At 39.3% G+C, this 13,472-nt stretch carries 11 protein-coding genes; 7 read left to right on the top strand and 4 right to left on the bottom strand.

The features are described 5' to 3' along the window. From HCB38_RS01250 to HCB38_RS01265, 4 genes are all read right to left on the bottom strand, one after another. The gene (locus HCB38_RS01250; protein WP_185637301.1) at nt 1-756 is read right to left on the bottom strand and encodes a DUF4866 family protein; all 756 of its coding nucleotides are present in this window, start codon (nt 754-756) and stop codon (nt 1-3) included. A gap of 117 nt (nt 757-873) precedes the next feature. Continuing rightward, entirely contained in the window at nt 874-3,033 is a 2,160-nt protein-coding gene (locus tag HCB38_RS01255) for a transglutaminase TgpA family protein (protein WP_185637303.1), read from the bottom strand. Further along, the gene (locus HCB38_RS01260; RefSeq protein ID WP_185637305.1) at nt 3,030-4,178 is read right to left on the bottom strand and encodes a DUF58 domain-containing protein; all 1,149 of its coding nucleotides are present in this window, start codon (nt 4,176-4,178) and stop codon (nt 3,030-3,032) included. The genes HCB38_RS01255 and HCB38_RS01260 overlap by 4 nt, the downstream gene beginning before the upstream one ends. Nucleotides 4,179-4,182: 4 nt before the next feature. Next, entirely contained in the window at nt 4,183-5,130 is a 948-nt protein-coding gene (locus tag HCB38_RS01265; RefSeq protein ID WP_185317989.1) for an AAA family ATPase, read from the bottom strand. 155 nt (nt 5,131-5,285) lie between these two features. Between HCB38_RS01265 and HCB38_RS01270 the strand changes: the two genes are divergently transcribed. From HCB38_RS01270 to HCB38_RS01300, 7 genes are all read left to right on the top strand, one after another. Next, the gene (locus HCB38_RS01270; RefSeq protein ID WP_185637306.1) at nt 5,286-6,881 is read left to right on the top strand and encodes a PucR family transcriptional regulator; all 1,596 of its coding nucleotides are present in this window, start codon (nt 5,286-5,288) and stop codon (nt 6,879-6,881) included. A gap of 132 nt (nt 6,882-7,013) precedes the next feature. After that, on the top strand, nt 7,014-8,297 hold the full coding sequence (locus HCB38_RS01275; protein ID WP_185637308.1) for a cytosine permease: 1,284 nt from the start codon (nt 7,014-7,016) through the stop codon (nt 8,295-8,297). Then, the gene (locus tag HCB38_RS01280; RefSeq protein ID WP_003728093.1) at nt 8,298-9,398 is read left to right on the top strand and encodes an S-methyl thiohydantoin desulfurase family protein; all 1,101 of its coding nucleotides are present in this window, start codon (nt 8,298-8,300) and stop codon (nt 9,396-9,398) included. Continuing rightward, nucleotides 9,391-10,941 (top strand): hydantoinase/oxoprolinase N-terminal domain-containing protein, encoded by a 1,551-nt coding sequence (locus HCB38_RS01285; protein ID WP_185637311.1) that lies wholly within the window; start codon nt 9,391-9,393, stop codon nt 10,939-10,941. The genes HCB38_RS01280 and HCB38_RS01285 overlap by 8 nt, the downstream gene beginning before the upstream one ends. Nucleotides 10,942-11,349: 408 nt before the next feature. Beyond that, nucleotides 11,350-11,595, top strand: coding sequence for a DUF3130 domain-containing protein (locus HCB38_RS01290; protein WP_185637313.1), 246 nt, complete (start codon nt 11,350-11,352; stop codon nt 11,593-11,595). A gap of 39 nt (nt 11,596-11,634) precedes the next feature. Further along, nucleotides 11,635-12,003: a ribonuclease P gene (locus HCB38_RS01295; protein ID WP_185619752.1), complete on the top strand. Its 369-nt coding sequence runs from the start codon at nt 11,635-11,637 to the stop codon at nt 12,001-12,003. Further along, on the top strand, nt 12,000-13,469 hold the full coding sequence (locus HCB38_RS01300; RefSeq protein WP_185637315.1) for an LXG domain-containing protein: 1,470 nt from the start codon (nt 12,000-12,002) through the stop codon (nt 13,467-13,469). The genes HCB38_RS01295 and HCB38_RS01300 overlap by 4 nt, the downstream gene beginning before the upstream one ends. The last annotated feature ends 3 nt before the right edge of the window (nt 13,470-13,472 follow it).

The following is a 13,472-nucleotide window of genomic DNA, read 5'->3' on the forward strand; positions in this document are numbered from 1 at the left end:
TTATTTATTAACCATTTGTTCGCGAAGAGCGTCAATTAGCTCATTAACTTGCTCAATATTTTGCAGCATTTTTTTCTCAAAATGGTGAATTGGAAGAAATACGCCAAGTTCATCTGCATTTTCTGATGTTTCTTGTCCGTAGAAAATTCGGCTGGATGGAATGATTTCCTGTATATGCAAGAAAGTTTTCCAAATAAACGCATAGACTTCGGATTCAGTCATTTCTAGTTTTAAAGTATTTGGAAGGGAATAAAGCACTAGTATCCCTCTTTTTTTATTGATTCGTTTGGTGGAAATCGAAAAATCTGGCTCGTAGGAATGAACGATATCATCATCGTCTACTAAGAAAATCGTTGTTTCAAAGTGATGCAAATCCGATTGATAAATTTCTTGAAATTTTTCCTGTTCGCGGTTAGAAATATCGTCCTTTTTGGCTATAAAATTACCTTCTTTATCTGTTAAAAAGAACGGGTTATCCACTGTTAATTTTTTGGGAATAAGAATAGCTTGTCTGAGAAGTTCGAATAGTGTTTTTCCGCAAACACCTAACAACAAGGCGCTTACATCACTTTGCCTATAAGCCGACAAAATAATTTTGGCAAAAAGGGTATCATCTTTTTCAAAACCACGCGTCTCTTGATAGCTCTCTAAATTATCAAGAAATACATCTTTGAAACGTCTGCAAGCTGTTGGATTAGCCAATATCTGTTCGAAAAGGGGAGTGACATTTTGTTCTTTTGGGAAAATAGTTGTCATTTTCAAGTCTCCTTTATTTTATTCATGTTAATATTATCGCATATTTATGGTGAAAAAATAAAAATATTACATAAGAAAAAGCGCCATGAATCGTTCCGTAGGCGCTTTTTTCTCTGTTTATTTAGTTAAATGAGCGATAATTTGTTGAACAAGCTGCGTTTCCTCCGCAGTTATCACTTTTTCCGTTAAGTTATTACTATAGAGTTGTGCTTCATACATTTTGGTTAGTCGCGAGAATTCTGTCGTTGTCAAATCAGCATCTACTCTGGCACTAAAATGACGTAACGTTTCACTCGATTCGCGGATATAACTATAGGAAGCAAGAAGTTTCACGAGTCTATGATAGGTTTTGCCAAATTCCGGACTATTTCTCAGAGAACGAAGCAGTAAATAGCTACGGATTTTGCGCCTAAATATAACAGCCAGTGCGAGCAATACCACAACTAGTCCAGCAGGAATCCACCAAACCCAAGAAGGGATTTCGAAATTAGAGGTCGCTTTTTCTGTTTTAGTTTCTTCTTTTTTCGGAGTTTCCCCTGTGGAGCTGCTGCCGTTATCTTGTTCTGGTGTCTTATCAGGTGTGTTTGGTGTTTCCGGCGTACTCGTACTATCATTAGGCGTTTCGGGTTTATTAGCTGTTTCAGTTGTTGGTTCTTGGAAATTTTCGGGATTGGAGAATGTTGCTGTTGGCTCAAATGGAACCCATCCAGTTCCTGGGAAAAATACTTCCGGCCAAGAATGGGCATTGTTGTTTGTGATCGTGTAAGTCGTTTTAGCATCATTCTCTTTTTTCTCGCCCTCACCAGGTGTGTAGCCCTTGGCCCATCTAGCTGGAATTCCAAGCGAACGAAGCATAACTACCATGGAAGTAGAAAAATTATCGCAATAACCAATTTGTGTTTCAAATAAAAATTGATCGACATAATCCGCTCCCATAGGCGTTTCTTTCGCATCCTCTGTACTATAAGTAAATGTGCCAGAAGTGCTTAAATAGCTTTCGATTGCTTTCGTTTTGTCATAGATTGAATCGGCGTCTTTTGTTACTTTATTGGCCAGTTTTGTCACCCGATCTGGTAAGTCTTTTGGTGTTTGTGTATATTGGGAAACAAAAGCGTTAGAAAGTGTACTAAAGTCGGCGTTCTGCATTTTTTCAATGTTATAAACAGGTGTTTTTAATTGAACCGTGTAATTCTTGATTGTATCCACAGGTCCAACTCGCTCAATGGTTAAATTGGCACTGAATGAATCCACTGCGCCATTAACCGCTTGCGTTCCATATGGATAAGGCATGTAATCACTAGAAGAAGCAAAACTAATTTCGGCTGTGTTTGTAGCACCAGTTGTTTGTTCTGTAAGTTGAATCGGGAAATTATCACCGGAAGAAAAAGATATGACATCCGCGGAATTTGCATTTGCCCAGCCGGTGCCAGTATAGACCGTTTTCGATTCTACGCGCCAATAGTGACCTTTTTCCGCTCGGGCCGTGAATACAGTAGCGTTATCCTTTTTGAGAGCACCACCAAGCGTTGTATCATCTTCACTATAACCAACTGTGCGTGTTGTATTAATCCCAAGCGCATTTTTTATCGTCGGTATTGGATCAGGGAAAATTGGTGCTCTTTTCGGAAGTATTAACGAGCTAAAAACAAATACGGCCAGTAACAATATCACAAAAATATGATAAAACAAACCATTACGTTTCAAGGAGTCCGCACTAATTCTATTTGGCGCTGCAATTCGACTTGCCAGTGCAAGATGAAGTAATAAAAATCCTTCTAATACAGTCCGGACGATGGCCCAATTACTGTTATAATCTGTAAAGGTATTAATAACCGCTAAATAGGCAACCGTTAAAACTAAAACACTCATAACCCGCTGTTTGCGCAGAATACTATAAGTAGTAATATAACTCAAAAGCCATAAAGCAATTAAAAAAACGATTAAAATAAAGTCCATAGAAATATCGGACGAGCGAAACAGTACCATATCTCTAAAACCATTAAAGGTGATTTGGAAAAAAGAACTAAACCAATTGCCTGCCAGAATACCACCTTTAGCGTAGTAAATTCCAGAGACGAAAATAATCATCACGATATGAAGTGGAATCGTCCAATAATATTTCAAACGGAGGAAAAAACTGCCGAGTGAAAGGGTTATAAATAAAATAATCCAGTTTGCTGTAGAGAGTTCTGTTAGTTCAGCGAATGGATAAACCCATTCAGAGATAAGTAAAACAGATAGAATAAATAGCATGACGAGCGTTAAATATCTTTTCATTGAGTTTCACGCTCCCATCTGCTTAGAAGACTTGCCGGCTCAAGGAAAATCGCTGGAGTATCCATCGCTTTAGAATGCTCTGATTGAAAAGTAATGATTTGCAGCTGTTTGTTATCTGTTAAACGAGTCACTTTTTGCATTAACATGGTATCTATGCACGGTGTAAACAGAAGAATCTTCTCGCCAGAATGTAAATTATTATCAAGCGATTCTTGCAACGTTAAGTTATCTACGGGTGCGACTTCTGCAAAAGCAGTCGAAATATCCTGAAGCCTACTTGTACCTTTCGCTGGAGCAAATTTACTCGTTTGGTCACCTAAAAGTGTAACGCGAATTTCTCCATTGTCTTCGGAGATTTTGCGAATAAACGAATAAGCTGCCCGAAGTGATAATTCAAAATTGGGATGACTCGCTCCGTAAAAAATGACAGATAAACGCGATGTCGCACTATTTTCAAATTCTCGAGTCATCAGTTGATTGCTTTTAGCAGAAGATTTCCAATCGATAAGGGAAATTCGGTCACCCAAAGAAAATTCGCGCAAACTGTGCAAATTGCTGTTTTTCTTAAGCGTCCAATAAGTGGCATTGCGTTCATTTTCTGGAGAAGCTTCACTAATTTTTTCTAAGACATCGGGAAAATAGGTTGGATAAATAGTGAGCGATTTTTCTGAAGAAAGTTGGCGCGAACGCTCTAACAAACCGAATGCATCACTAGTTTCTACATCCACTGGCGGAAATGAATGAATCCCACGAACGCCTACAATTCCAGTAAGTGTCACCGTGAATTGCTTTTTAAAAAGCGGATATACTACTTGTTGACGAGCACTTATTTTACCAAAACTAGCGGGTATTTTTTGTTGGAATAGCAAATAACCTACTGGATAACGTGATTTTCGAGAGAATGATACTTGCATATCAATTAAATCACCATCATGGTAGGTATTTTTAACGAAATTTCGATTTACTTTCCACGCTTTTAATGGGTAAATCGAGGACAAAAGTAAAAATAACAAGATAAAACTAAAAAAGTAGGTTAAGAACCAGCTAGCTGTATCACCTTGAAATAGCGTATAAGCCCAAAGTCCAGCGTAAATAATTAGCATAATAATCCACCGAGATGCTAATAGGAGACGTTTTTTTAACATCTTGTTACCTCTTCTCTACCGGGACTGACGTGTTTTTCAGAATGGAAGCAATAATGGATTCGGCTGTTTCTTCATTATAATAAGCTTCAGACTTCAAAATGAGACGGTGGGTGAAAATATAAGGCGCTAAATACTGAATGTCATCAGGAATAACGTAGTCTCGGCCTTCAATAAGTGCGAAAGCTTGAGCAGCTTGCATAAATGCGAGTGATCCACGTGGACTAATCCCTAGCGCAACCGATGGATGTTTACGGCTCGCATCCACTAAGCGAATGATATAATTTTTTAAAACATCATCAATAAAGACTTGTTTTGCTTTATTTTTTAGCGTTACTAATTCTTCTAAGGTTACAACTTGTTTTGTTTGATCAAGTGGGTCTTGGTATTGTTTTAAAGTAAGTAGTTGCATTTCTTCTTCCACAGTCGGATAACCAATGTTGATTTTAAGTAAAAAACGGTCTAATTGGGCTTCTGGCAGTGCATAAGTCCCTTCATACTCAATCGGATTTTGTGTCGCCATAACAAAAAAAGGGTCAGCAAGTTTGCGCGTAATACCATCAACTGTCACGCTGCTTTCCGCCATACCTTCAAGTAAAGCTGCCTGAGTGCGCGGTGCCGTACGGTTTATTTCATCTGCGAGAACAATATTACCCATGACTGGGCCTGGACGGAATTCAAATTCACGTGTTTCTGGATTGAAAATCGAAACTCCAGTTACATCTGCCGGTAATAAATCTGGTGTAAACTGAATTCGTTTAAAGGAAACTCCAATTGTTTTTGCTAACGTGCGTACCATCATTGTTTTACCAACACCAGGAACATCTTCAAGTAATACATGACCTCCTGCAAATAGGGCTGTTAAGCTTAATTTAACAACATGTCGTTTACCGACGATAACTTTTTCAACTTCATTAATAATTTCATTTATTTTAATGGATGGCTCTGTAGACATAATTTGCCTCCGTTTCTTTTCTTATGTTTTTAGTCAGAATATGTTTATTCATGGTTTAATGCTACTATAATAGGCCTGGAATGTAAAAGATTTAAGGTGGCATGGACTTTTCTAAAGAGATTGTTTACACTTAGAATAACTGGAGGTGGCGAACTTTGAGCGTGAAATTAGCAGATTTAATGAAACTACCATCTTTAAAAGAAGCGAAAGTAGTATCTGGTAAATCAGGATTATCTAAGCTTGTTTCGTCTATTTCTGTTTTAGAATATACAGAGGTAGCTCTTTTAGAAGATGATTTATTTGATAATGATGAATTTTATGGCAGTGAAATAGTTGTATCGGCTTTTGTAAATATTCGGGATGATGTCGAGGCGCAGTGTCGCACGATTGAACGATTACATAAGGTGGGTGAAGTCGCTTTAATACTTTACTATGTTGGAATATTTGTCCCTAAAATTGACCAAAAGCTAGTGGACTTTGCAAATGAACTCGATTTTACCATTATTGTTATGCCGGAAAATGAGATGTCGCTTAGGTATAGTGAAGTCATTTATGAGGTAGTTGAAGCTATTGTAAGGCAAGAAATGACTGATACAAACTTTGTAACTGAGTCGCTAGAACAAATTTCGAGTGTAAGACCACCACAACGAAACATTGATACGACACTGAAAATCCTATCTGATAGGACGCATGTCTCACTAGTTTTAACGGACAATTCCTTCCAAGTCATTAATTCCATCACTTGGCCACGGACCCGTCACTGGGATTTTGAAAGAGTCATTGAAGCATCAAAACATATAAACGAGCACGAACTTGTCCAGCTGACTCTAGACGAACGAGATTTTTATACAGCTAAAAGACCGATTTTTCAAGATGGCATGCAGGCAATGCACTTATTTATGATGAAAGAAAAAGGAGCATTAACCATCGATGTAGCTATGCAAATTAGCGAAGTTGTCCAAGTATTTATGAATTTATGGGGCAAAAATTATGTCGAAATTAGTACAACCGAACTAATGAAGGCTATTTTGAATGATGAAAGTGTCAAGATGCGCCGACTTGGAAAAATTCTAAATGTCGATGTTTCTTCTATTAAATGGATGTGGCTTGTAAAACCTGAAGCTGTTCGTGACAATGAACTAGTATTAAAGGAACTGAAAAGCTATGTTTCTAGTCACTTCAATGTTTCGCTGATTGATTTATTTGAAGATAATATCGTCGTCCTTCTAGATAATTCTGTCTCGCAACGAGACCGGACACATACGGCTCAAGCATTTGCTGAAATGATGCAGAAAATCGGAATAGCTTTAAAAATCACCGTTTGCCAAGGTATGGAACAAACATCAGATGTCCAAAACGCTTATTCATTAGTAAATGAATATAAAAATGCAGCGAATGCAATTTACGCTAATAAGTCGATATATTCGCTCCAAGAATTCGATTTTGCAGCGAAATGCGTCGAAATAGTCGGTCGAGGAGAACTTGCAATTGCGGAACAAATGAAACCGTTAAAACCTTTGGAAGAAAATGCCGAGCTGATTGAGACGCTTTCGGTATTTTTACTAGAAGGGGAATCGAATTATAACCAAGCAGCAGATATACTATTTCTCCACAAAAATACGATTAAATACCGAATTCAACGGATAAATGAGTTATTGCAATATCCAGCAACAAAAATTCCAGAGTCCTATAACCTGTATGTAGCAGTAGCAATTCGACGTTTGCTTGGCGAAACAAACAATAATAAATAAAAATAGCGCTGTTTTTGTCCAAAATGACAAAGATTGCGCTGTTTTTTTTCAATTCTGATAAATACAAATGCTAGCTATTTCTTATATAATTAGTCATTAATACAACTATTTCACGAAAAGGGGCGAAACAAAATGACAGAGAAGAAAACAGTAGAGCAAACACAATCCTGGCAGAGTTTGGCATTTGTATGGACCGGCGCAATGATATGCGTTCCGAGTCTTCTTGTAGGAGGAACACTTATTTCAGGCATGCCTTTATGGGAAGCCATTTTAATAGCACTTTTAGGATACGGCGTTATTGTCTTATTTATGATATATCAAGGAATGCAAAGTAGTGACTTAGGAATTCCAGCAGTTAGTGTAGCTTCACAAGTTTTCGGGGAACAAGGATCTAAGAAAATTATTTCAATTCTGCTGGCGATTGCTTGTCTTGGTTGGTTTGGAATTCAAGCCAATGTTTGCGGGGCGGCATTTTCACAGTTTTTAGGAATTTATGGTATCAATCTTCCAGTTCCGATTTCTTCCTTGATTTGGGGAGTGATTATGTTACTTTCAGCTATTTATGGTATTCGTATTTTGAGTATTTTAAATTATATTGCAGTTCCAGTTTTATTATTTGTATGTATTTATGGACTTGTTGTTTCTTTAAACGATGGCGGACTAGCTATTGTGGAAAATTATAAACCAGCAGGAAGTATGTCGTTTATGACGGGACTTGCTATTACAATTGGCTCGTTTGCTTTAGGGGCAGTTATTGCAGGGGATTATTCGCAGTATACGAAATCACGTAAAGACGTTGTAAAAGCAGCTATTGTTGGGATTTTGCCATCAGGTGTGCTAATGATTGCGGTAGGCGCGGTTCTTGCCTTAACAGCAGGTACAGCAGATATTTCTGTCGTATTTACTAATCTAGGGTTACCAGTTCTTGGAATTATCGGCTTGATCCTTGCCGCTTGGACTACCAATGCAGTAAATGCTTTCTCAGGCGGAATTGCAATCATCAATGTATTCAATATCTCAGAAAAATATCATAAGGTAGCTGTAGCGATTGCCGGCGGACTGGGAACAATACTCGCAGTTATCGGAATTTTGGACCACTTTGTTCCGATTATGTCCGTACTTTCCGCGATGGTGCCACCTGTTGCAGGAGTGATGATTGCTTCTTACTGGATTGTTCAAAAAGGTGATAAATCCAAATGGGCACCAGTACCAGGCGTAAACTGGCTCGGCGTAACTTCTTGGTTAGTTGGTGCAGTCATCGCGGGAATTCCAGTCATTTTGACATTTTTCCCAGCGTTACCACAATTACCAAATCAACCACTTATCGGCATTATCTTGTCACTAGCTGTTTACTTAGTTGGGGCAAAAGTGCTGAGCGGAAAAACCAACAATGTAGAAAATTTGGAGGGGAAATAAATGCGTTATTTAGATGAACAAGCTATTGAAAATATTGCGATTGGTGCCGCGTTTCTTGGCACTGGTGGCGGCGGGGACCCATATATAGGCAAGATGATGGCATTAACTGCAATTAAAAAACATGGACCAATTAAACTTCTATCCCCAGAAGAAATTGCGGATGATGATTATTTCATTCCAGCCGCGATGATGGGGGCACCATCTGTACTCATTGAAAAATTTCCTAAAGGCGACGAATTCGTTCGTGTATTTGAAAAGTTAGGTAGATATGTAGGCAAAGAAGTAAAAGGAACATTTCCAATGGAAGCTGGCGGAGTAAACTCAATGATCCCAATCGTTGTGGCTGCGCAACTAGGTTTGCCAATGGTGGACTGTGACGGCATGGGCCGAGCTTTTCCAGAACTACAAATGGTGACGTTCCATCTAGACGGGATTTCCGCAACACCAATGGCTATCACCGATGAAAAAGGTAATATTGGCATCATGGAAACGATTGATAATAAATGGACCGAACGACTTGCACGTGTGACAACGGTCGAAATGGGCGCGAGTTCTCTTGTGAGCCTGTATCCGTGTAACGGCGCGCAAATTAAGCAAAGCAGTATTAAAAATATCGTGACGCTATCGGAAGAAATCGGTAAAGTAATCCGTGAAACTTCAATGGACGAAGCGGAAAAACTACAAAAACTATTAGATGTAACGCACGGTTATCATTTGTTCGAAGGGAAAATTACCGATGTTGTTCGGGAAACGCGTGCTGGCTTCAACTTTGGTCGCGTGAAAATCGACGGACTAAACAAAGACACGGGTAGCGAAGTCATTGTCCATTTCCAAAACGAAAATCTTGTTGCGGAGAAAAATGGCGAACCAATAGCGATTACACCAGATTTAATTTGCATGGTAGACCTTGAAACGCTGATGCCAGTAACAACGGAAGCGCTCAAATACGGAAAACGTGTCCGCGTGATGGCACTACCAGCTGATGATGCTTGGAGAACGGACAAAGGTATCGAAACAGTTGGACCACGCTATTTCGGCTATGATGTCGATTTTGAACCACTAGAAGAACTTGTCAAAAAGGAGGAACGCCGTCATGTATAAAATTGGAATTGATGTTGGCGGTACAAACACCGATGCCGTCATTTTAGATGAAAATCAAAAACTTATCCATAGTGTAAAAATGCCAACGAGTGAAGATATTGAAACAGGAATTACAGAGTCACTTCATCGCGTATTGAGCGAAACGGGCATTGATCGCTCGAAAGTAACGCACGCCATGCTTGGAACAACGCAGTGTACAAACGCGATTGTGGAACGTAAAAAATTAGCAAAAGTCGGAGTCCTTCGTTTAGGTTATCCGGCAACAGCATCCGTTTTACCATATACAGCTTGGCCGGAAGACATGGTTGGCTTCTTGTCTGGAAAATATAAATTAACTGGTGGCGGCTATGAGTACGATGGTCAGGTGCTATCAGAAATCAACGAAGCAGAAATTCGTGAAACCTTAGCTAGTTGGAAAGGTGAAGTGGAATCTGTCGCAGTTGTTGGCGTCTTTTCTTCCTTGAAAAACGATCAGGAATTAGCTGTTCAAAAAATTGTTGAAGAAGAACTAGGCGCAGATATTCCGGTTTCAATTTCCTCTTCCGTAGGTTCTGTTGGACTGATTGAACGCGAAAACGCGACGATTCTAAACGCAGCTCTTTTCAAAGTTATTGCGGCAACGAGTGATGGTTTTGAAAAAGCACTAGAACAAGAAGGAATTGAACACGCTGAAATCTATCTTTGCCAAAACGACGGGACTTTAATGTCACTAAACTATGCAAGACAATTCCCGATTTTGACGATCGCCTGTGGACCAACGAATAGTATCCGCGGTGCATCTTACTTGGCGGGACTTAAAGACGCGATGGTTCTCGATGTTGGTGGCACAACTTCTGATATTGGAGTGCTTACGGATGGTTTTCCTAGAGAGTCCTCGCTTGCGGTTGATGTTGGCGGAGTGCGTACGAACTTTAGAATGCCAGATATTATTTCCATCGGGCTTGGCGGAGGAAGCATCATTCGCGAAAAAGATGGCGACATAACAATCGGACCAGATAGCGTTGGCTACCGCATTTCCGAAGAAGCACTAGTTTTCGGAGGTAAAACAATAACCACAACGGACATCGCGGTTCGTCTAGGTATGGCAGAAATCGGTAACCCTGAATTAGTCGTACACATCCCAACCGATTTTGCCAAAAAAGTCTATAAAAAAATCGCTGACATGACTGAAGATGCGATTGATAAAATGAAAACAAGTTCAGGGAGTGTAAGCCTAGTTCTTGTTGGCGGTGGTAGCGTTATTATTCCAGACGAAATCTCTGGTGTCGCACAAATTTTCCGCGACAAAAACGGCCCAGTCGCCAACGCAATCGGCGCATCCATTTCCCAAATTAGCGGACAATATGAACAAATTTACATCTATTCTCAAATCGAGCGGGAAGAAGCGCTCAAAGATGCCGAGCAAAAAGCAAGAGAACAAGCAACCCTTGCCGGCGCAGTGACTGACTCGATTGAAGTGGTGGAAGTGGAAGAAATCCCATTGGCGTATCATCCGGGCAATGCGACAAGATTGCGCGTGAAAGTTGTGGGGAATTTGGTTTAAGGGAATTAAATAGTGGAGCATTGCTCATTTTAGACTGGAAATAAAGTAGAAATTACTTTATTTCCAGTCTGTTTTTTATAACGAATGGCTGATTAATAGGGCTTCTAACCATATATGCAAGAGAAGACTTATTGGAAAGCCTATAAAAACTATACATTTATACCATAAAGAATAATTAGCAATGAATTTAACTCAATATACTTGAGTTAGGTTGAATAAAATGATGTGAAACATTGGCATTCTGATTTCATACTGAGATAGTATATGACATAAAATGTTAAATTATTCACTTAAATATCCTATGTAATGCTATTTCCTAATAAATAGATTCACAAAACGCTCACAAAAGAAGCGCGTTACCGGTGCTATAATGAGGGGAGGGATTATACATAGAAAGGAAGCAAACAGATGAGAGAAATAAAAGTCAATGAAAGGACCTTCCAACAACACGCAAGCAAATTGGCAAGTAAAAGTTCGGGGAGTTATTTACCCTTAAAAAACGGGAACATGGCATACTCCAGAGCCAATTCGATAGATCAATTGCGATCGGCATTGATTGAGTTGGTGGATGTAGTGGAAGATTTTCAACGCGTGACCAAGCAAGATGCGAGTCGCTTAAAGAAAATGGGTATTGCTTACGCTAAACAAGACTAATTGATGGGACAAAAAATCAATCAGTTGGAGGTGCGATAATTGGATAGCGCCCACAGTCAGCTAGAACAACAACTCCTACAAATTAAAAAAGCGAAAATAACGGCAGAAACGAATGTCGACCAAACGAGAAGAAAACAAAACGAACAAGACTGGCTTGAAGAGGACAGTAACCGCTTAGAACAAGAAAAACTGGCTTTACTCGACCTTTTACGCAGTGGCTGGCAAGGAGAAGAAGCCAGTGGTTTTCATCGTTATTTAGAAGAGCAGCAGCAGGAAGAGTCCGGGGCTTGGAGGAAGGATCTCCAAGATAAAAGAACCGATTTAGACACGGAATTACAAGAAAATAAGGCCAGGCTCCACACACTAGAAACAAAACAAGCCACCTTGCAAAAGGAGTGGAGCAAGTGAGCCGGATTGATATTGCCGAATTGAATGACTTTCTCCACAGTTTGCGAAGTAGTAATGCCGAAGCCAAAGCGATGATTAGAAAAATCAAAGAAGCAGCGATGGATTACGCCCAGGACAATAGTTTAAAAGGGGAAGCGGTTAGTACCTCTAAACGGTATTTTACGAGTACCTATACAAGTATTTCCCAAAGCATCATCGAAGCATTGGATGAAAGCGAAGAGCGACTCGCGCAATACATTCGTGAGTTCGGGAGCCAAGTGGATAGTTCGCCTTCTGCCAGAATTGATGCAGAAATCTTACAAGAAGCGATGGCTCAAGTTCGCCAGTTACAGCGAAAAGAAGAAGATTTACACCGGCAATTGACGGCGCCGAACACCAAGCCAGATATGCAACAAGTCTATGCAATAAAATCAAGAAGTGTCCACACACAATTACTGAAGGCCATCGAAAAAGAGAACATCCTAGAAAAATATTTAGCTTTCGAACAAAGTCATGGTCAGTTTTTTAGTGCATTAACCGAACTCATTCAAGCAACCGGACGTGCGGTGCAAGAATTGCTGCATCACGTGACTTTTAACGACAAAACAGGCACTTATGCTGTGCCGAAAAGTACGGCAAACAGCTTGTTACTCATGAAAAAAGCACTGGATAACGCACGAAAAGAAAATGACAAAGACCCATTTCCGAAAGTCTTTGAAGATTACACTGTGTTAGCTTATACTTATGTCAATGATCAAGGTGAAACCGTGACGATGTGGCTACTCGAAAAAGATGGAAAACGGGTAGAGAACAAGGAATTACAAGATTTCTTAGAAAAACATGGCCAGGAATTAGACCCACTTCTTTATACAAACCTTTCTGGAGAAGAACTCGAACGAAAAGTGAATGATTCTTGGAAAGCGGGTATCAACTATTTAAATGGTCAAAAAGTATCTGGATTTTCTGGAGCCACACTGCGGTCATCTGCTTATGTTGCTAGTATGAAAGATTGGGCAGATGATGCAGGGTTAACGGACATGGCATTAGGCTTAGGGTTTGGGATTGCAGCTGCTAGAAATAAAGCAATAATGACAAAGGCTGAAAATATTCCAAAGAGACCAAGTTGGCGTCAATCTGAAATTGATGCAGAATTGGATTATAAAGAATATGATTCTCAAAAATCTTTTTTAAATGGTGAAGAAGTACCTTATGGAACTAAAGAAAGTTCTCGCCCAGAGTTATATAAACAAGGACATAGTATAGAAGTTAAAAATTATAATGTTCAAACCATTTCTGGACAAAACAACTTAATTAATAACGTATCTAAACAGATAAAAGAAAGACTAACTAATTTACCAACTGGAACAGATCAAACTATTTTAATAGATGTTAGAGGTCAGAACGTATCAAATGATATTCTGAAAAATATTAGAAGTAAAATTTTAGAGAAATCTGGTGTTAAAGTAGAAATAATATTTAAGAGGTGAATA

The sequence above is a fragment of the Listeria farberi genome, from assembly GCF_014229295.1.
GTDB lineage: Bacteria > Bacillota > Bacilli > Lactobacillales > Listeriaceae > Listeria > Listeria farberi.